The 18,224-nt window shown below is 73.5% G+C and carries 19 protein-coding genes; 11 read left to right on the top strand and 8 right to left on the bottom strand.

The annotated features are described in order from the left end of the window. Positions 1–50 precede the first annotated feature (50 nt). A complete protein-coding gene (locus tag OG332_RS29475; RefSeq protein ID WP_327416296.1) occupies positions 51–1,325 on the top strand; it encodes a styrene monooxygenase/indole monooxygenase family protein in 1,275 nt (424 codons plus the stop codon). Here OG332_RS29475 and OG332_RS29480 read toward each other — a convergent pair. After that, positions 1,262–2,440, bottom strand: coding sequence for an NlpC/P60 family protein (locus OG332_RS29480; protein WP_327416297.1), 1,179 nt, complete (start codon positions 2,438–2,440; stop codon positions 1,262–1,264). The two genes, OG332_RS29475 and OG332_RS29480, sit on opposite strands and share 64 nt — an antisense overlap. A gap of 365 nt (positions 2,441–2,805) precedes the next feature. Between OG332_RS29480 and OG332_RS29485 the strand changes: the two genes are divergently transcribed. After that, positions 2,806–3,258, top strand: coding sequence for a hypothetical protein (locus OG332_RS29485; RefSeq protein ID WP_327416298.1), 453 nt, complete (start codon positions 2,806–2,808; stop codon positions 3,256–3,258). 15 nt (positions 3,259–3,273) lie between these two features. Here OG332_RS29485 and OG332_RS29490 read toward each other — a convergent pair whose 3' ends face one another. Both OG332_RS29490 and OG332_RS29495 read right to left on the bottom strand, forming a co-directional pair. Further along, a complete protein-coding gene (locus OG332_RS29490; RefSeq protein WP_327416299.1) occupies positions 3,274–3,675 on the bottom strand; it encodes an SHOCT domain-containing protein in 402 nt (133 codons plus the stop codon). Continuing rightward, on the bottom strand, positions 3,675–4,082 hold the full coding sequence (locus OG332_RS29495; protein WP_327416300.1) for a DUF6325 family protein: 408 nt from the start codon (positions 4,080–4,082) through the stop codon (positions 3,675–3,677). Before OG332_RS29495 ends, OG332_RS29490 begins: the two co-directional genes overlap by 1 nt. 96 nt (positions 4,083–4,178) lie before the next feature. Between OG332_RS29495 and OG332_RS29500 the strand changes: the two genes are divergently transcribed. The 3 genes from OG332_RS29500 (at position 4,179) to OG332_RS29510 (ending at position 7,611) form a co-directional block, all read left to right on the top strand. Then, positions 4,179–5,546 carry an FtsW/RodA/SpoVE family cell cycle protein gene (locus OG332_RS29500; RefSeq protein WP_327416301.1) on the top strand — a complete coding sequence of 456 codons (1,368 nt, stop codon included), beginning with the start codon at positions 4,179–4,181 and terminating at the stop codon, positions 5,544–5,546. Further along, the gene (locus OG332_RS29505) at positions 5,543–7,006 is read left to right on the top strand and encodes a penicillin-binding transpeptidase domain-containing protein (protein ID WP_327416302.1); all 1,464 of its coding nucleotides are present in this window, start codon (positions 5,543–5,545) and stop codon (positions 7,004–7,006) included. The genes OG332_RS29500 and OG332_RS29505 overlap by 4 nt, the downstream gene beginning before the upstream one ends. 92 nt (positions 7,007–7,098) lie before the next feature. Next, positions 7,099–7,611 carry a hypothetical protein gene (locus OG332_RS29510; protein WP_327416303.1) on the top strand — a complete coding sequence of 171 codons (513 nt, stop codon included), beginning with the start codon at positions 7,099–7,101 and terminating at the stop codon, positions 7,609–7,611. Here the strand turns inward: OG332_RS29510 and OG332_RS29515 are convergent. Further along, positions 7,608–8,726, bottom strand: coding sequence for a ferritin-like domain-containing protein (locus tag OG332_RS29515; RefSeq protein WP_327416304.1), 1,119 nt, complete (start codon positions 8,724–8,726; stop codon positions 7,608–7,610). The genes OG332_RS29510 and OG332_RS29515 overlap by 4 nt on opposite strands. A gap of 168 nt (positions 8,727–8,894) precedes the next feature. Between OG332_RS29515 and OG332_RS29520 the strand changes: the two genes are divergently transcribed. The 3 genes from OG332_RS29520 (at position 8,895) to OG332_RS29530 (ending at position 10,900) form a co-directional block, all read left to right on the top strand. After that, positions 8,895–9,824: an AurF N-oxygenase family protein gene (locus OG332_RS29520; RefSeq protein ID WP_327416305.1), complete on the top strand. Its 930-nt coding sequence runs from the start codon at positions 8,895–8,897 to the stop codon at positions 9,822–9,824. An 85-nt stretch (positions 9,825–9,909) separates the two neighbouring features. After that, positions 9,910–10,623, top strand: a complete 714-nt coding sequence (locus OG332_RS29525) for a TetR/AcrR family transcriptional regulator (RefSeq protein WP_319733962.1) — start codon at positions 9,910–9,912, stop codon at positions 10,621–10,623. Positions 10,624–10,633: 10 nt separating this feature from the next. Further along, on the top strand, positions 10,634–10,900 hold the full coding sequence (locus OG332_RS29530) for a hypothetical protein (RefSeq protein WP_327416306.1): 267 nt from the start codon (positions 10,634–10,636) through the stop codon (positions 10,898–10,900). A 468-nt stretch (positions 10,901–11,368) separates the two neighbouring features. Here OG332_RS29530 and OG332_RS29535 read toward each other — a convergent pair whose 3' ends face one another. The 3 genes from OG332_RS29535 to OG332_RS29545 form a co-directional block, all read right to left on the bottom strand. Beyond that, the gene (locus tag OG332_RS29535; protein WP_327416307.1) at positions 11,369–12,652 is read right to left on the bottom strand and encodes a HAMP domain-containing sensor histidine kinase; all 1,284 of its coding nucleotides are present in this window, start codon (positions 12,650–12,652) and stop codon (positions 11,369–11,371) included. Then, positions 12,649–13,386, bottom strand: a complete 738-nt coding sequence (locus tag OG332_RS29540) for a hypothetical protein (protein ID WP_327416308.1) — start codon at positions 13,384–13,386, stop codon at positions 12,649–12,651. Before OG332_RS29540 ends, OG332_RS29535 begins: the two co-directional genes overlap by 4 nt. 80 nt (positions 13,387–13,466) lie before the next feature. After that, positions 13,467–14,093 carry a hypothetical protein gene (locus tag OG332_RS29545; RefSeq protein WP_327416309.1) on the bottom strand — a complete coding sequence of 209 codons (627 nt, stop codon included), beginning with the start codon at positions 14,091–14,093 and terminating at the stop codon, positions 13,467–13,469. A gap of 186 nt (positions 14,094–14,279) precedes the next feature. On the opposite strand from OG332_RS29545, the gene OG332_RS29550 reads away from it, so the two are divergent. Beyond that, positions 14,280–15,095 carry a nuclease-related domain-containing protein gene (locus OG332_RS29550; RefSeq protein ID WP_327416310.1) on the top strand — a complete coding sequence of 272 codons (816 nt, stop codon included), beginning with the start codon at positions 14,280–14,282 and terminating at the stop codon, positions 15,093–15,095. A gap of 182 nt (positions 15,096–15,277) precedes the next feature. Here the strand turns inward: OG332_RS29550 and ku are convergent, their stop codons facing one another. Then, on the bottom strand, positions 15,278–16,354 hold the full coding sequence (ku, locus tag OG332_RS29555) for a non-homologous end joining protein Ku (protein WP_327416311.1): 1,077 nt from the start codon (positions 16,352–16,354) through the stop codon (positions 15,278–15,280). A gap of 31 nt (positions 16,355–16,385) precedes the next feature. Between ku and ligD the strand changes: the two genes are divergently transcribed. Both ligD and OG332_RS29565 read left to right on the top strand, forming a co-directional pair. Then, positions 16,386–17,282: a non-homologous end-joining DNA ligase gene (ligD, locus tag OG332_RS29560; protein WP_327416312.1), complete on the top strand. Its 897-nt coding sequence runs from the start codon at positions 16,386–16,388 to the stop codon at positions 17,280–17,282. Further along, positions 17,282–18,184, top strand: coding sequence for an ATP-dependent DNA ligase (locus tag OG332_RS29565; RefSeq protein WP_327419409.1), 903 nt, complete (start codon positions 17,282–17,284; stop codon positions 18,182–18,184). The genes ligD and OG332_RS29565 overlap by 1 nt, the downstream gene beginning before the upstream one ends. Positions 18,185–18,224: the final 40 nt, after the last annotated feature.

An 18,224-nucleotide genomic window follows, 5' to 3' on the forward strand; every position in this document is an offset into this window, starting at 1 on the left:
TTGTGGGCCCGCACGCCCGTACCCCCGTAGACCCGAATCGAGAACGTGAGATGCGCAAGATACTCGTCGTGGGAGCCGGCCAGTCCGGTCTCCAGCTCGCCCTCGGCCTCCAGGCGAAGGGGTACGAGGTCACCCTCATGTCCAACCGGACGGCGGACGAGATCCGCACCGGCCGGGTCATGTCGACGCAGTGCATGTTCGACACGGCGCTCCAGCACGAGCGCGACCTCCAGATCAACTTCTGGGAGCAGCAGGCCCCGAAGATCGAGGGCCTCGGCGTCTCCGTCGCCGCCCCCGACGCGGCCCGCGCCGTCGACTGGCTGGGCCGTCTCAAGGGGTACGCGCAGTCCGTCGACCAGCGCGTGAAGATGGCCGGCTGGCTGGACACCTTCGCGCAGCGCGGCGGGCAGCTGGTCATCCACGGGGCGTCCGTCGCCGACCTCGACTACTTCTCCCGTACGTACGACCTGGTGCTGGTCGCCGCAGGCAAGGGCGAGCTGGTGTCGATGTTCGGGCGGGACGCGGCACGGTCCCCGTACGACGCCCCGCAGCGCGCGCTGGCCGTCTCGTACGTGCACGGGCTCGGGCCGCGCGCCGAGCACCCGGACACGGAGGCCGTGCGCTGCAACCTGGTCCCGGGCGTGGGCGAGCTGTTCGTGATGCCGACCCTGACCACCTCGGGCCGGGCGGACATCCTGTTCTGGGAGGGCCTCCCGGGCGGCCCGCTGGACGTCTTCAACGGGATCAAGGACCCGGCGGAGCACCTGGCGCTCACGCTGGAGCTGATGGAGAAGTTCACGCCGTGGGAGTACGCCCGGGCGACGAAGGTGGAGCTGACGGACGCGGGCGGGACGCTGGCCGGCCGTTACGCGCCGGTGGTCCGCAACCCGATCGGGCGGCTGCCCGGCGGCGGGCTGGTGCTGGGCGTCGCGGACGTGGTCGTCGCCAACGACCCGATCACCGGGCAGGGCTCGAACTCGGCCGCCAAGTGCGCGGCCTCGTACCTCTCCTCGATCCTGATGCACGGGGAGAACCCGTTCGACGAGGCGTGGATGAAGGCGACCTTCGACAAGTACTGGTTCACCACGGGCAAGCCGGTGACCCAGTGGACGAACGCCATGCTGGGCGTTCCGCCGGAGCACGTGCTCAACCTGATCGGCGCGGCCGGGCAGCTGCAGCCGGTGGCGGATCGATTCGCCAACGGCTTCGACAACCCGGCCGACTTCGACGCGTACTTCTACGACCCCGAGGACGCGGCGGACTACGTGGCCGAGGTCGCCTCGTCGGTGGCGGCATCCTCGGCGGGCGCCTCCTCGGACGAGTAACCGGTGTCCTCGTCCCCCGCCGTGCCCGTCGCGTCCGCCCCGGGCAGCGGCGGGGGAGTGAACTGCGCGAGCGGGGTGCCGGCGGGGTCCGGGCGTACGGCGCCGAGGAGCGGATTCGCGGCGAGGGGCGAGACCTTCACCTTCGCCCCCGGCCGCGGCGCCTGGATCACCTTGCCCTCGCCCACGTACAGGGCCACGTGCGTGGCCTTGGGGAAGTAGACCACCAGGTCCCCGGGGCGGAGCTGGTCCAACGGCACCTTCGGCAGCTGCGCCCACTGCTCCTGGCTGGTCCGCGGGATGGTGCGCCCGGCGTGCGCCCAGGCCTGCGAGGTGAGCCCGGAGCAGTCGAAGGACCCCGGGCCCTCGGCGCCCCAGACGTACGGTTTGCCGATCTGGGCCGCCGCATAGGTGAGGGCGGCGCCGCCGGCCGCCGTGGGGGTGCCGGTGCGGGCGGGGAGCCGGCCGGAGTCCAGCAGATCGCGCTGCGCGGCCGCGGTGTTCTCGGCCTCCCGCGCGCCGAGCCGGGTGAGCTGATCGGGAGTCAGCGAGGCGAGCACCCGCTCGACCTCCTTGAGCTGCGCCGCGACCTCGTCCTTGTGGAGCTTCTGCCGCGCCGCCAGGGTCTGCCGGGTGTCCAGGGCCTTGCGGGCCCGGACGGCGAGCTCGTCGGCCTTCTTCTCGCCGCGCGCGAGCCGGCCGAGCACGCCGGCCCGCCGCGCGCCCTCGCGAGCGGTGAGCCGGCGCTGGTCCAGGGCCGCCTGGGGGGTGCCGGCGAGCAGCATCCGGGCGTAGGGGGAGAGGCCCCGGGTGCCCTGGTAGTGCTCCCGGGCCAGCCGCCCGACGAGGGCCCTCTCGGAGTCGAGGGCGGTACGGGCCCGGCCGAGGTCGGCGGTGCGCTGCCGCTCCTCCTCCCGGCCGGCCCTGAGGGCGACTTCGGTGGCGTTGTACGCCTCGGTGGCCTCCTCGGCCTTCTGGTAGAGCCCCTGCAGACGGGTGAGCAGGACCCCGACGGACTCCGCCTCGGGGCGGGCGGGCTCGGCCCCGGCACGCGGGACCGGTGCGGCGACGAGGAGCGCCGCGGCGATGCAGGCGGCGCGAAGCGGCCGATGTGACATGGGATCACCTCCGAGGCACCCGATGCTGCCACGCCCGGTATGACAAATCGCCCAACGGTGACGGCCGGTCGCGGGACACCACCCGGTTGGGGGAGGTCCGGGGCGGTCCGCGCCGGCGGCGCCCGCGGCCGCTTCCACCGCGCCCGTCGCCGGGGCGTTCGACCCCGGGGCGGCCCTCGCGGAGCCGACAGCCAGGCCGCACCCTCCGCTTCGAGCAGCGCATGGAGCTGCGCGGTACGCCGGCCGCCACCAAGGGCCCCTTCAGCGAGTTCGGCCCCGTCGAGACCCTCGCCGCGCCGACCGGCGGCTGATCGACCAGGGGATCCCCCATGGCTTCCGTGCCGTCGTTCTGATGGACTCCGCGGATGGTGCTCCTGCCTCTGCTGCTCCTTCCCGCCGCGCCGGTCGTGACCCTCGGGCTCCTCGGCTACGGCTTCGGCACCCTGGGCCGCCCCGGGCGGTACCGGAGCGTGGCCGCGCTGCTGGGCGCCGTCGCGGCCGGGTTCTACACGTGGGGGCTGCTCCACGTCGCCGGTGCCGTGGTCGGCGCGCAGGACGGCGGAGCCTCGTCGTCGCCGCTCCTGCCCTGCCGGACGCCGGGGCAGGAGGAGCGGGCCTCGAAGGTCGTCGACTACACCGTGGACTACGTGCCGCTCCGGTTCGTCTGCGAGACGACCGGGGGCGGGCGCTACGCCGCCGAATCCGTTCCCGGCTACGTCAACCCGGCCGTGGCGGGCTTCGCGCTGGCCGGCGTCGTCTGCGGGGCCGCCCCGGCCCTGGCGTCCGGGCGCCGCGCCGCGAAGGGTCCGGCCGTGTGACGCGGCCGCGCGGCGTCAGTCGCGCAGCAGCCGGGCCTTGGCCGCCGTGAACTCCTGCGGGGTCAGCAGGCCCTCGCGGGCCAGGTCGGCCAGTTGCCGGAGCTCCGCCACCAGAGGGGTCGGGGCGGGCGCGGCCGTCGTCGGGGCGGCCGTAGCCCCGCCTCCCCCTTCCTCCTCCGGCCAAGGTTCAGGCTCGGGCTCAGGCTCAGGCATCAACTCCGGTTCCGGTTCCGCCGGGGCCTGCGCGGCCTGGACCGCCCGCGCCAGCAGGCCCCGGCGTGGCGGTTCGGCCGGGCCCATCGCGCCCGTCGTGTCCTGCGCCGCCCCGGCCGCCCGGGCCAGCAGGCCCCGTAACAGCGGGTGGCCCGCCGGGCGCTGGGCCGGGCGGACCGTCGCTCCCACGGGCCGGATGAACATCAGGCCACCCCCGCCCGGGGGTCCGCCGGGATCCGGTCCGGCGGGATGCGGACCGAGCCGACGATCCGCCCGCCCGCCGCCCGTACGGCGACCGCCGCGTCCTCGGCCCACACGTGCTCGACCACCAGCAGCAGCGCGCAGCTCCCGCGCTCCAGGAGTCCCGCCGCCTCCTGTACGTCCTCCGGTCCGATGAGCCGTGCCACGTCCCGTCCCGTCAGCAGGCCGTGCAGCTCCACGAACTCGTCGAACTCCGCCGCGAGCACGTCGCCCGAGGCGGTCCTCGTCGCCACGAGCCCGTCGATCAGCCGGACCACCCCCGCCTTGCGCAGCCCCATCACGGCCTCGATCGCCGGTACCCGCAACTGCTCCTCCGGGAAGGCGAGGACGATGAATTCCACGGGTCCCATACGCCTCGGCTCCTCACGTGTGACCGTTTGTGACGACTCTTCGGCACACTATGACATAAGCGGACATACCATCCGTCTGCTTGCTACGTTTCGCGTATGACCGCTCTGACGGCGAAGGTGACGGAGCCCGCGCCCCCGCCCCCCGACGCCCGCGCCCCCAAGCGCCGTGGCGTCGAGCTGACGCTCCTCGCCGGCGCCGTCCTGGTCTGCGTCCTCGGCCACCTCTACGTCGGCCTCGCCACCACCGGCCACGTCCCCCGCCTCGCCGGCCGGTACGCCGCCGGGCTCACCGCCGCCGCGCTGCTCGCGCACCTCGCCGTCCGCTTCAGGGCCCCGTACGCCGACCCGCTCGTGCTGCCGATCGCCGTCCTGCTCAACGGGCTCGGGCTGGTCCTCATCCAGCGCCTCGACGCGACCACCCCCGGCCACCTCACCGCCGGGGACCAACTGCGCTGGTCCGCCCTCGGGATGGCGCTCTTCGTCCTCGTCGTCGCGCTGCTGCGCGACCACCGCGTGCTGCAGCGCTACGCGTACCTGTCGGTGGCCGCCGCCCTCGTGCTGATGCTGGTCCCCGTCTTCTTTCCCGCGGTCAACGGTGCGCACATCTGGATCCGGTTCGCCGGACTCTCCTTCCAGCCGGGGGAGTTCGCCAAGATCCTGCTCGCCGTCTTCTTCGCCTCCTACCTCGCCGCGAACCGCACGGCCCTCGCCCTCACTGGCCGCCGGCTCTTCTGGAAGCTGCGCCTGCTCCCGGGCCGCGTCCTCGGCCCGATCCTCGCGATCTGGCTGCTCAGCGTCGGCCTGCTCGTCCTGGAGCGGGACCTGGGGACCTCGCTGCTGTTCTTCGGACTGTTCGTGATCATGCTGTTCACCGCCACCGGGCGGATCGGCTGGATCGCGATCGGACTGCTGCTCGCCGCCCTCGGCGCGTACGCCGTCGGGACCTTCGAACCGCACGTGCACAGTCGCGTGGACGACTGGCTGAATCCCTTCGCCTCCATCGAACGCGGCGAAGGCCCCGGCCAGCTCGCCCAGTCCCTCTTCGCCTTCGGCGCCGGCGGCCTGCTCGGCGCCGGACTCGGCCACGGTCACTCCTTCCTCATCGGCTTCGCCGCCAAGTCGGACTTCATCCTCGCCACCGCCGGCGAGGAGCTCGGCCTCGTCGGCCTCGCCGCGATCCTGCTCCTCTACGGGCTCCTCGTCGCCCGCGGTTTCCGCGCCGGTCTCGCGGTTCGCGACCCCTTCGGCCGGCTGCTCGCCACCGGGCTCGCCTCGATCGTCGCCCTCCAGGTGTTCGTCATCGCGGGCGGAGTCACCGGGCTGATCCCGCTCACCGGCATGGCCATGCCCTTCCTCGCCCAGGGCGGCTCCTCCGTCGTCACCAACTGGATCATCGTCGCGCTGCTGGTCCGGCTGAGCGACAGCGCCCGTCGGCCGCGCCCCGCCGAGGAGGGGGCCCAGTGATCCGCTACATCCGCTGGTGCGCGTATTTCTGTGCGCTGCTGCTCGTCGCCCTGCTGGTCAACATCGCCCGCGTACAGGTCTGGGAGTCCGCCGCCTACGGCGCGAACCCGGCCAACAAACGCCCCGCCATCGAGCGCTACGCGAAGCCGCGCGGGGACATCCTGGTCGACGGGCGGCCCGTCACCGGCTCCCGCGACAGCGGCCAGCTGCTGCGCTACGAGCGCACTTACACGAACGGCCCGCTCTACGCGCCCGTCACCGGCTTCTCCTCCCAGACGTACGGGACCAGCTTCGTGGAGCGCGCCGAGGACGCGGTCCTGTCGGGCACGGACCCCGGCCTCTCGGCCTTCCCGCTCTGGTACGACCTGGCCCGCGGCCGCCCGCCCGGCGGGAACGCCGCCACCACCGTCCGCTCCGGCATGCAGCTGGCCGCGTACGCCGGGCTCGCGGGCAAGCGCGGGGCGGTGGCCGCCGTCGAGCCGGCCACCGGGAGGATCCTCGCGCTGGTCAGCAGCCCCTCGTACGATCCGGCGGAGCTGTCCGGGACGGGCACGCGGGTGAAGGAGGCCTGGGCGCGGCTGAACGCGGACCCGGCCAAGCCGATGCTCAACCGGGCGCTGCGCGAGACGTACCCGCCCGGCTCCACCTTCAAGATCGTGACGGCGGCGGCCGCCCTCGACGCGGGCGTGGTCACCGACGTGGACGCGCCGACCCGCACCCCCGACCCCTACCCGCTGCCCGGAACCAGCACCCTGCTGCCGAACGCGGCCACGGGCTGCGAGGACGCCTCGATGGCGGACGCGGTGCAGTGGTCCTGCAACACGGTGATGGCGAAGATCGGCGTACAGGTCGGTCTGCGCGGCATGGTGGAGGCGGCCCGCCGTTTCGGATTCGACGGGGAGGCGCTGCGGGTGCCCTCCTGGGTGTCCCGGTCGAACTTCGACACCGACATGAGCCAGGACCAGCTGGCCCTGTCCTCCATCGGGCAGTTCAACACCAAGGCCACGCCGCTGCAGATGGCGATGGTGGCGGCGGCGGTCGCCAACGGCGGCGAGCTCAAGTCGCCCTACCTGGTGGAACGCACCACCCAGGACGACGGGTCCCCGGTCCGGCGCGGGGACCAGCGCAGCCTGGGCCGGGCGATGAACCCGGCCACCGCGCTGCGGATGCAGGAACTGATGGTGAAGGTGGTGGAGAACGGGACGGGCCGGAACGCGGCGATCCCGGGTGTGGTGGTCGGAGGCAAGACCGGCACCGCACAACACGGCGTCGGCAACGCCGGTACCCCGTACGCCTGGTTCATCTCCTGGGCCAAGGCCGAGGGCGCGCCGCTGCCGGCGGTCGCGGTGGCGGTGGTGGTCGAGGACGCGGTGGCGGACCGGGGCGACATCAGCGGCAACAGCGCGGCCGCGCCGATCGCGCGGGCGGTGATGGAGGCGGCGCTGGCCACGGGCAGGTAATCCCCGCCGGACCCGGACGGCCGTTGGTCCAAAGGGGGGCGGCGGGGCGGGGACGGAGCACCGGGGCCGGAGGGCGTGAGGGCGGCTTCACGATGACGTTCGGGTATGCGGGTATGCGGGTATGCGGGCATGCGGACGAATGGTGGGCGGCGCCGGCCACCCCGGTGGTGCTCTGGGTGCCGTTCGGGCCCTTCCCCATGGCTGCCGCGGGGGTGTGGTGCGCCCGCCGGCCCGGCCTGCGGTCACGGCTGTGGGCGGTGCTGCTGCCGCTGCTCCCGGTGGCGGTCGCGACGACCGACCAGATCCTGCCGACGGACACGTGGCACGAGGAGCAGTGGTGGGACGACTTCCTCGGCTACGCCGCCGTGTACATCGGGGGCATCACGCTCCTGCCATGGCTCCTCGGCTACGGCATTGCCCGCACGACCCCCACCGTCCGTGCCCGCCGACGCCGCGCGGCCTCCTGCCCGGACCCTGACCCCGGCCTCCACCCCGGCTCCGACCCGGACCCCGGCCCCTGCCCCGGCCCCGGCTCCGACCCGGGCCCCGGCTCCGACCTCGGCCCCGCCTCCCCCGGTGTTCCGGAGGCCGAGCCGCAGCCCTAGCCGGAGGCGTCCCCGGCGGCGCCCTCCCGTACCGTCGCCTCGACCTCCGCCACCCGCCGCGCCTCCTCGGCCGCGAAGCGCTCGCGGTCCAGGACCTCGGAGATCTCCTCGTCCTGGCTCATCAGCAGGTCCAGGTTGGAGTCGCCCATCTCGAAGACGCCCATGTCCACATAGGCCCGCTGGAGCCGTTCGCCCCACAGCCCGATGTCCTTCACGCACGGCACGATCCGGCTGAACAGCAGTTTCCGGAAGAGGTGCAGGAACTCCGACTGCTCGCTGAACTGCTCCGCCTCCTTCCTCGGGATGCCGAAGTTCTCCAGCACCTCCACCCCGCGCAGCCGGTCCCGCATCAGGTGGCAGCCCTCGATCACGAACTCCTCGCGCTCGCGCAGTTCGGCGTCCGTGAGCTGCTTGTAGTAGTTGCGCAGCGCCATCCGCCCGAAGGCCACGTGCCGGGCCTCGTCCTGCATCACGTACGCCAGGAGCTGCTTCGGCAGCGGCTTGTCCGTCGTGTCGCGGATCATGCCGAAGGCGGCGAGCGCCAGGCCCTCGATGAGCACCTGCATGCCCAGGTACGGCATGTCCCAGCGGGAGTCGCGCAAGGTGTCGCCCAGCAGTTCCTGCAGGCTGTCGTTGATCGGGTACAGCATCCCGACCTTCTCGTGCAGGAAGCGCCCGAAGATCTCGGCGTGCCGGGCCTCGTCCATGGTCTGCGTCGCGGAGTAGAACTTCGCTTCCAGGTCCGGCACCGACTCCACGATCCGGGCCGCGCACACCATGGCGCCCTGTTCGCCGTGCAGGAACTGGCTGAAGTTCCAGGCGGCGTAGTGCCGGCGCAGTTCGCCCTTGTCCTTCTCGGTGAGCTTGGCCCAGTGCCGCGTGCCGTAGAGCGTCAGCGCCTCGTCGGGGGTGCCGAGCGGATCGTACGGGTCCACCTCGATGTCCCAGTCGATGCGCTTGGCGCCGTCCCACTGCTTGTCCTTGCCCTTCTGGTAGAGCGCGAGGAGCCGCTCGCGGCCGTCCCCGTACTCCCAGTTGAAGCGGGCGGAGCCGGAGGCGGGAACCTGCCAGACGGCCTCGCCCGGGTCCTCGGTGTAGAGCTCGTGCGTCGACACTGACGCCCCCTCGTCTCACGTACTGCCGTGCGGGAACGGACAGTTGGCAGGGTCACACGTTGGTAGACACGGGGTCAACAAGTCGTGCGCGGGGGATTGACGACCTTGCTGACAGGCAGTCTCATAAGAAGCGACCGCCGGTAACTCGACCACGAGGTGTCCGAAACCATGACGACCGTGACCGAACGAGCCGAGCTCAGGGACGCCCTCGGCCTGCTGAAGGACCGGGAGCAGATCGCCGAGCGACTGCTCGAATCCTCGGCCAAGCACTCCTTCGACCCCGACAAGGAACTCGACTGGGACGCTCCCGCGGTCGAGGGCAAGTACTACTGGCCGCCCGAACTGCTCTCCCTCTACGGCACCCCGCTGTGGAAGAAGATGGGGGAGGAGCAGCGCATCGACCTCTCCCGGCACGAGGCGGCGGCGCTCGGCTCGCTCGGCATCTGGTTCGAGATCATCCTGATGCAGCTGATGGTCCGGCACATCTACGACAAGTCCCTGACCAGCAACCACGTGCGCTACGCGCTCACCGAGATCGCCGACGAGTGCCGCCACTCGATGATGTTCGCCCGCATGATCAAGCAGAGCGGCAGCCCCGAGTACCCGGTCTCCCGCCTCAACCACAACCTCGCGCGGATCCTGAAGACCGTCTCCACCACCCCCGGCTCCTTCGCCTGCACCCTCCTCGGCGAGGAGATCCTCGACTGGATGCAGCGCCTGACCTTCCCGGACGAGCGCGTCCAGCCGCTGGTCCGCGGGGTCACCCGGATCCACGTCATCGAGGAGGCCCGACACGTCCGGTACGCCCGCGAGGAGCTGCGCCGCCAGATGCTGACCGCCCCGCGCTGGGAACAGGAGCTCACCCGGATCAGCTGCGGCGAGGCCGCCCGCGTGTTCTCCCTCGCCTTCGTGAACCCGGCCGTCTACGACAACGTAGGCCTGGACCGCCGCGAGGCCGTCGCCCAGGTCAGGGCGAGCGGCCACCGCCGCGAGGTCATGCAGACCGGCGCGAAGCGGCTCACCGACTTCCTCGACGACATCGGCGTCCTGCGCGGGGTCGGCCGCAAGTTGTGGAAGAGCTCCGGACTCCTGGCCTAGGTGTATTGCCCTGTCCGGGCGTCCCGGGGGCGCGGAGATCGTCCGGGCAGGGCCCGGGCGGCCACCGTCGGGCTACCCTGCGGTCATGACCGTACGCGCCTACCGCAGGCTCAGCGTCGAGGAGCGGCGAGCCCAACTCCTCGACGCGGCCCTCTCGCTGTTCGCGCACCGGGCGCCGGAGGAGGTCTCGCTCGACGACGTCGCCGAGGCCGCCGGGGTCTCGCGCCCGCTCGTCTACCGCTACTTCCCGGGCGGCAAGCAGCAGCTCTACGAGGCCGCCCTCCGCTCCGCGGCGGACGTCCTCGAACTCTGCTTCGCCGAACCCCAGCAGGGCCCCCTGACCCAGCGCCTGGCCCGGGCCCTCGACCGCTACCTCGCCTTCGTCGACGAACACGACGCCGGCTTCGCCGCCCTCCTCCAGGGCGGCAGCGTCGTGGAGACCTCCCGCACCACGGCGACGGTGGACGGCATCCGCCGGGCCGCGGCGGACCAGATCCTCGTCCACCTCGGCGTCCCGTCCCCCGGCCCCCGGCTCCGCATGATGGTCCGTACGTGGATCACGGCGGTCGAGGCGGCCTCCCTGATATGGATCGACGAGGGCAAGCAGCCGGAGGTCGACCGGCTCCGGGACTGGCTGCTGGACCAGTTCATCGCCCTGCTGACGGCCACCGCGGCCACCGACCCGGAAACCGCGGCGGCCGCGCGCGCCGCGCTCGCGCTGGAATCGGCGGACGGCCCGGTCGGGGTCCTGGCCCGCCGCGTGATCCCGGTGGTCTCCGAGGCCGCCCACCTGCTGTGACACTGGTGGGGTGAGAAGCCAACCGACCCCCTTCGAGGGCGGCCCGATGGACGGCCGGGTCCTCCAGATCCTCCTCGGCCCGACCGGCCACCCCCCGAAGTGGTACGAGATCCCCGTCCCGACGCCGGACGGCCCGCCGACGGTGCTGCTGTACGAACGCGTCCCGGCGGGCTACTCGAAGCGCCTGGGCCTCCAGAAGGGCTGGAAGTACGAATTCCGCCCGACGGGCCAGAAACCGAAGCCCCGCTGGCCCTGGTCGAAAACCCCCCGAACCTGACGGCGTCACGCCTCGGCCGTACCTCGTGCGAGCCGGCCGGGTGTGTGCCGGGGCGCTCCCCGCGCTGGCCTTGGTCGAGGACCTCCCGAGCCTGACGGCGTCACCCCTCGCCCGCACCTCGTGCGAGCCGACCGGGTGTGTGCCGGGCCCTCCCCGCAGGGCGCCGAACGCAATCCCCTCGGCCCTCCGACCCCCCCCCGCCACGTTCGGCGTCCGAGGAGACGCCCCGGCGCGCGCCCGGCCCCGGCCGTCTGCGGGCCAGCACCCGCCGCGCTTCCGGCTGGGAGCCCGGCAGGGGAGCCGCATTGGCACCGGCCGCGCTTCCGGCTGGGAGCCCGGCAGGGGAGCCGCATTGGCACCGGCCGCGCTTCCGGCTGGGAGCCCGGCAGGGGAGCCGCATTGGCACCGGCCGCGCTTCCGGCTGGGAGCCCGGCAGGGGAGCCGCATTGGCACCGGCCGCGCTCCCGGCTAGGAGCCCGGTAGGGAGAGGACCGCCAGGCCTCCGCCGCCCTCCGCCCGGCGGAACTCCAGCCGTGCTCCGATCGCCGTCGCCTGCCCGACCGCGATCGTCAGGCCCAGCCCGTGGCCCTTGCCGCCGCCGCTGCGGAAGCGCTGCGGACCGTGTGCCAGGAGGTAGTCGGGGAAGCCGTCGCCGTGGTCCCGTACGGTCACCACCGGCCCGTCCACCGTCAGGACCACCGGCGGCCGGCCGTGCCGGTGGGCGTTGGCCACCAGGTTCCCCAACACCCGTTCCAGCCTGCGCCGGTCCGTCTCCACGTGGGCGTCCCGGACGATCACCACCTCGGTGTCCGTCCCCGATGCCCGCACCACCCGCCCGGCCAGCCGCCCCAGCTGGTGCAGGTCGGTCTCCACCACCTCGCTGCCCGAGTCCAGCCGGGAGATCTCCAGCAGGTCCTCCGTCAGCTGCCGCATCGTCCGTACCCGTTCGCGCACCAGCTCCGTCGGCCGACTCTCCGGCAACAGCTCCGACGCCGCCTGCAACCCCGTCAGCGGCGTGCGCAGCTCGTGCGCCACGTCCGCCGTGAACCGCCGCTCGCTCTCCAGCTTCGACTGCAGGCTCCCCGCCATGGTGTCCAGCGCCCCGGCCACCGTCGCCACCTCGTCCTGGTGCCGCGTGGGGTCCTTCGTCCGCGGGTCGTCCACCCGCGCGTCGAGGTCTCCCTGGGTGATCCGGCGCGCCACGGTCGCCGTCTGGTGCAGCCGCCGGGTCACGCGGGTCACCGCGAACGCGCCGACCAGCAGCGTTCCGCCGATCGCCAGCACGGACGAGCCGATGATCGCGTTGTCGAGCCCGCTGATCGTGCGCGCGCTCTGTCCGTAGTCGACGGCGGTCGCCAGCGCCCGGCCGTCCGCCGGCGCGGCCGCCCACATCATGGCGCGGCCCCGGCGGTCGGCCACGACCGTTCCCCGCTGCCCGCTGAGGGCGAGGGCCCGCAGCTCCGGCGGCAGCCCCTCGGGATCCAGCCCCGCGTCGCGCGGCAGGGCCTCGCCCGCCTCGTACGCGCGCGAGACGTCGTGCAGTTTGCCGAGCGCCTTCTCTCGCGCCGTGGCCACCGTCTGCCGGGTCACCTCCACGTGGACGAGCACGCCCAGCACGGCCGCCAGCGAGCAGCACATGACCACGATGAAGCACGCCGACTTCCATGTCAGCGTGGCCGTCCAGGCGGGCAGCTTCGGCCTCGACGGCGGCTTCGGCCCCGTCGCCGGCTTCGGCCCCGGCGGCGGTCTCATGGCCGGACCGGCGCGGGGCCGGGCCCGCGGCTCGCCGGGCCCTGCGGACCCGAGGGCACCCGTACGATCTGCTCGCGCGTCGGCAGCATGGTGAGCTGCTTCTCGTCCCAGGACCAGGCGGTGATCAGCTCGTAGCCGCGGTTCCCGCTGGGCACCCGCAGGACCACGTCGCGCCCGGCCAGTTCCACCGAGATGACGGTCTCCGTGGTCGCCATGATCCGGTTGAGCCGTCCGGCGGGGTCCGGGGTGTACACCCGTACGGACATCAACTTGTCGGGAAGCTCGATGCCGACGATCAGCTCGTCCTTGCCGTTGCCCGTGAGGTCCCGGTAGTACGGCGTCAGCACCGGGCACGCCGCAGCCTCCGCCTCCGCCTCGGCGTCCTCGTTCTTCCCGCAGGCCCGGATCGCTGCCGCGGTCTCGGGCGGCATCCCGTCGGCGCCGACGTCGCTGTTCGGGTGGGCCCGCAGCTCCGCCTGGACGAGGGCCACCGGGTCGACGCCGTGCACGTCCTGGTCGCGGACGGGCGGGATCCCCTGGACGTACTCGGGCGGAGCCCCACCCGGATCGGCGGGCGGTACGGACGCCCCGGCACGGTCGGGCCACAGGTGGACGGGCCCGCTCGCGGTCGGGGTGGCGCCGGCGCCGACCAGCCCGCCCGTGTCGCCGCAGCCCGCCAGCAGCGGAAGCAGGGCCAGGGCCGGCAGGGCGTGGAGCGTGCGATGCCTGTTCACAGCGTCCCGTGCCTTCCTGTCCGCGCCGGACGACGGCCGATCTCGTCAACCATATGCGGAGGTACGACCCTTTTGAGATGTCAGCCGTCCGTGCGCCCGCGGCGCAGCATCGCGAAGCCGAGCCCGGCGGCGCCGACGGCCGCGATCCCGCCGCCGGCCGCGAGCAGCAGCACGCCTTCGCCCGGACCGTCGGCCAGGGTACTCAGGCGCGGCGCGTCGGCGGGCCGGGAGGCGAGGTCGCGGCCCGTCGCCGGCTGCTGTGGAGCCGAGGCGGGGAGCACGTGTCCGCTGCGCGTACCGGTCTTGTGCCCGTCGCCCGCGACGGCGTGCCCGCCGCCCTGCGCGGCGTTGTCACCGACCCAGGAGGTCAGCCGCCCGGTGGAGTCCAGCGCGGCGTGCAGGTGCCCGGCCGCGGCGAAGTCGGTGATCCCGTCACGGCTGGTCAGCGTGGCCGCCTTGGCGCCGTCGGCGGTCAGGATCTCGGCCTGGTACGCGCCCTTGGCGGTGCGGTAGACCCTCGCCGTGGACTCGTCGTCCGCGAGGGACAGGCTCTTGACGAGGGTCCGCGACGGGGCCGCGGAGTGCGCGGACGAGGCGGCCGGCACCCCTTCGGCCAGCGCGGCGGCGGTGGGCAGCGCCAGCAGGCTTGCGGCACATGCGGTCACGGCGGAAGCGCGAACGAGGGTGCGGCGGCTGACGGTGCTCACGGGAAGCCCTTCGGTGCTGGTCAGGACCTGGCGCGTCCAGGTGGGACAAACCTAGGCGTCGGCCGTTGCGGCCGAGCCCCGGACGTGTAACAGCGAAGTCGCAACGTTCCGTCGGAGTCGTTACACAACCGAGGGATTGTGGTGCGGCGTTCCGGCTGCTCCCATGGACGGCGGGGGGTGAGGGCGATGCGCGGACTCAAGGTACTGCCGAGCGGCCGGCCCGGCCGCGGCCGGCTGTACGTCAACCTGCCCGACGGGCAGGCGGTTGCCTGGTACGACCGGCAGGCCAACCGGATCAGCGTGCTCGCGGACGACCACCGCGAGGCGATCCTGGCGGTGCTGCGCCCCTATCTGAGCGGGACCGTCTCGATCGGCCCGCCCCCGGTCCCCACGGCGGCCGATCTGCGGCGCCTCGTCCTCCAGCCGGACGCGGACCTGGCCCCGAACCGCCCGGGCGAGACCCTGCTGGGCGAGCTGGAACACGGCTCGGCGGGCACCCGCGCCCGGCACCGGCTGCGTCAGGACCTCGCCGCGCAGCAGCGGATGGGTGACGCCTTCGACGCCCTGGAGCCGGACGGCTGGCGGACCCTGCACTGCGTTCCGCTCCCGGGCCTGGGTCGCATCGACCACCTGCTCATCGGCCCGGCCGGGATCTTCTGCGTGCGTACGATCCCGGGCCGGCGCCAGCGCGCGGTGGTCGGCGACCTCCTGCTCACGGTGGGCCGCACGGAACCCCGCCCGGACCCCCGCTGGATCCGCCGCGCGGCGGCCGGCGCCTCCCTGGCCCTGACCGCCCGGGTCACCCCGGCCCTGGCCCTGGTCGACGCCTCCCGCATCGACAAGGCCCCCACGGTCCGCGACATCCGCATCCTCCATCCCCCCACGGCCACCCCGGACCTCACGGCATCCCCCACCACCCTCAAACCCCCAGAAATCGAAGCCCTCTTCACCCAGGCCCGCGACACAAGAACCTGGCTACCCACCCACACCCCCCACACGTAGGCCACCCGGGCCGCGCGATGCAGCTCGGACGGCGCCTCAGGCGCGCCCCACCGGGCCGCGCGATCCAGTTGGGCCGCACAGATTCAGCCTCGCCGGCGATCGAGGCGCGGGGTCTGGGGCGGAGCCCCGGTTTCGGGAAGGGGCGGGTAGGGGAGAGCGCCGCAGGCCCAGCCCCCGCACCCTCAGGCGGAGGACCGCTTCCGCGGCGTCGCCGCCTTCTTCGCGGCCGCACCCGTCTTCTTCGCGGAGCCGGACGCGGCCCCGGCCCCGGCCGAACTCGACTTCGCCGACGCCGACTTGCCCGTGGTCGCCTTCTTCTTCGTCGCGGCCGCCGCAGCAGTCTTCTTCGCCGAAGCCGCCGTGGACTTCTTCCCGCCCACCGCCTTCGGCGCAGCCGCAGCCGCACCACCAGCCCCCGCCCGCGCCTTGCGCCGCATCGGCGTCACCTCGGCCCCGGCCTCGGCCCCCGCACCCGCCTCCCCCCGAGACGCCTTCGCCGCCCGCACGCTCTTCTCCAGCGCCGCCATCAGGTCGATCACCTGCCCCCCGGCCGGCTCCCGCACGGCCTCCGCCGGCTCGAACCCGCCCCCCGCCTTCGCCGCGATCATCGCCTCGACGGCCTCCCGGTAGTCGTCGTGCAGCGAGGCCATTTCCACCTCGCCCAGCGTCGCCATCAGCGCGTCCGCCAGGTCGAGTTCGGCCTCCCGTACCGACACCGTGACCTCCGGCGCCACCCCTTCCGGCGCCCGGATCTCGTCCGGCCACAGCAGTCCGTGCATCGCGATCACGTCGTCGACGACCCGCAGCATGCCCAGCCGCTCCCGCCCCCGCAGCGCGTACTTGGCGATCGCGACCTTCCGGCTCCGCTTCAGCGCCTCCCTCAGGAGCGTGTACGGCTTCGCCGCCGTCGCCCCGTTCGCCGCGAGGTAGTACGCCGCGTCCATCTGCAGCGGATCGATCTCGTCGGCGGGTACGAACGACATGATCTCGATCGTCTTCGCGGTCGCCAGCGGCAGCTGCGCCAGGTCCTCGTCCGTGATCGGGATGACCGACCCGTCGGCCTCCTCGTACCCCTTGCCGATCTCGGCGCTCGGCACCTCCTCGCCGTCCAGCTCGCACACCTTGCGGTAGCGGATCCGCCCGCCGTCACCGAGGTGGATCTGGCGGAAGGAGATCGAGTGGCTCTCGGTGGCGTTCACGAGCTTGATCGGAATGCTGACCAGGCCGAAGGAGATCGCCCCGTTCCATATGGATCGCACGGTTCCTCCTGTTTCGTGGCAGTCTCATCGTATGACGCCGATCACCATGGTGGAGGGCCGTCGCATCTCGCTCAGCAATCTCGACAAGGTCCTGTACCCGGAGACCGGCTTCACCAAGGGCGAGGTGCTCCACTACTACGCAACCGTCGCGGGCCCGCTCCTCGCCCACGTCCACAACCGGCCGGTGTCCTTCCTGCGCTACCCCGACGGACCGGACGGCCAGCTCTTCTTCACCAAGAATCCGCCGCCCGGCACACCCACCTGGGTGAAGACCACCCCCGTGCCCCGCTCCGACGACCTCTCCGCCGAGCAGGTGGTCATCGCCGACCTGCCCTCCCTCATGTGGGCCGCCAACCTCGTCGTGGAGCTCCACACCCCCCAGTGGCCCGCCGGCAGCCCCGCCGTCGCCGACCGGATGGTCCTCGACCTCGACCCCGGCGCGCCCGCCACCGTCGTCGAGTGCTGCGCCGCCGCGCTCTGGCTGCGCGAACGGCTCGCCGCCGACGGCCTGCACGCCTACGCCAAGACCTCCGGCTCCAAGGGCATGCACCTGGCCGTGCCGCTGGAGCCGACCCCGTCCGAGCGGGTGTCGGCGTACGCGAAGCAGCTCGCCCAGGAGGCCGAGCGCGAGCTCCCCGACCTGGTCGTGCACCGCATGGCCAAGGCCCTGCGCCCCGGCAAGGTCTTCGTCGACCACAGCCAGAACGCCGCCGCCAAGACCACCGCTGCCCCCTACACCCTGCGCGCGCGAGCCCGGCCGACCGTGTCCGCGCCGGTGTCCTGGGAGGAGGTCGGGGCCTGCCGGACCCCCTCCGGGCTGGTCTTCCTCGCCGACGACATCGCGCCGCGGCTGGAGCGCGACGGGGACCTGTTCGCCCCGCTGACCGACCCGGACCGGGCCGGGAGACTGCCCGGGGGGCGGCCGTGATCCGCGTCGCGCTGGCCGCCGCCGTACGGACCCTGCCGCGCGCGGCGGGACTGGCGTACGAGCCGAAGTTCGACGGCCACCGGCTGGTGATCGTGCGCACGGCCGAGGACGTGGTCCTCCAGGCGCGCTCCGGCCGCATCGTGACCAGCGCCTTCCCCGACCTCGCCGCGGCCGCGCTGCAGTTGCCCGCCGCGACGGTCCTCGACGGCGAGGTGGTGGTCTGGCACGCCGGCCGCACGGACTTCGCCCTCGTCCAGCGGCGGGCGGCCGCCACGGCCGCGCGGGCCGCCGTACTCGCCCAGAGCCTGCCGGCCTCGTACGCCGCCTTCGACGTGCTGGAACTGGCCGGGCTCGACCTGCGCGCACGCCCGTACGAGCGCCGCCGGGCGCTCCTCGTCGACCTGCTCCTGCCGCTCGGGCCGCCGCTGCAGCCCGTGCCGATGACGACCGACCCGGAACTGGCCGCCACCTGGTACGAGACGCTGCCCGCCAGCGGGATCGAGGGCCTCGTCGTCAAACGGCTGGACCAGGCCTACCCGGCCGGGCGGCGGGGCTGGCAGAAGCTCCGGCACACGGACGTCCGGGACGCGGCGGTGGTCGGCTATACCGGGACCCCGCGCCGGCCGCTCGCCCTGGTGCTCGTCCTGCCGGTCGGGGACGAGACCCCGCTGGTGTCGAGCCCGCTGACGGCGGCGCTGCGCGCGGAGGTGGCGGCGGAGGTGGCCTCGCGCACGGTGACGGCCACGGCCACGCCGACGGCCCGGGCTCTCGCCACGGTGACGGCGATCGGCCTCGGGGAGGTCCCCTTCCGGCCGCTGGACCCACCGCTCACGGCGGAGGTCCGGCACACCTCGACCCGGCACCCGCCACCGGAGGTGCTCCGACTGCGGTCAGACCTCTGACCCGCGCGGGAGGCGCGGGCCAGAGGATCAGCGGAAACCG

This window comes from Streptomyces sp. NBC_01233 (assembly GCF_035989305.1).
GTDB lineage: Bacteria > Actinomycetota > Actinomycetes > Streptomycetales > Streptomycetaceae > Streptomyces.

Bases quoted from the DNA above. Each gene is read 5' to 3' on its own strand.
- OG332_RS29475 (WP_327416296.1), top strand. From the start codon at position 51: ATGCGCAAGATACTCGTCGTGGGAGCCGGCCAGTCCGGTCTCCAGCTC.
- OG332_RS29480 (WP_327416297.1), bottom strand. From the start codon at position 2,440: ATGTCACATCGGCCGCTTCGCGCCGCCTGCATCGCCGCGGCGCTCCTC.
- OG332_RS29485 (WP_327416298.1), top strand. From the start codon at position 2,806: ATGGTGCTCCTGCCTCTGCTGCTCCTTCCCGCCGCGCCGGTCGTGACC.
- OG332_RS29490 (WP_327416299.1), bottom strand. From the start codon at position 3,675: ATGTTCATCCGGCCCGTGGGAGCGACGGTCCGCCCGGCCCAGCGCCCG.
- OG332_RS29495 (WP_327416300.1), bottom strand. From the start codon at position 4,082: ATGGGACCCGTGGAATTCATCGTCCTCGCCTTCCCGGAGGAGCAGTTG.
- OG332_RS29500 (WP_327416301.1), top strand. From the start codon at position 4,179: ATGACCGCTCTGACGGCGAAGGTGACGGAGCCCGCGCCCCCGCCCCCC.
- OG332_RS29510 (WP_327416303.1), top strand. From the start codon at position 7,099: ATGACGTTCGGGTATGCGGGTATGCGGGTATGCGGGCATGCGGACGAA.
- OG332_RS29520 (WP_327416305.1), top strand. From the start codon at position 8,895: ATGACGACCGTGACCGAACGAGCCGAGCTCAGGGACGCCCTCGGCCTG.
- OG332_RS29525 (WP_319733962.1), top strand. From the start codon at position 9,910: ATGACCGTACGCGCCTACCGCAGGCTCAGCGTCGAGGAGCGGCGAGCC.
- OG332_RS29535 (WP_327416307.1), bottom strand. From the start codon at position 12,652: ATGAGACCGCCGCCGGGGCCGAAGCCGGCGACGGGGCCGAAGCCGCCG.
- OG332_RS29550 (WP_327416310.1), top strand. From the start codon at position 14,280: ATGCGCGGACTCAAGGTACTGCCGAGCGGCCGGCCCGGCCGCGGCCGG.
- ligD (WP_327416312.1), top strand. From the start codon at position 16,386: ATGACGCCGATCACCATGGTGGAGGGCCGTCGCATCTCGCTCAGCAAT.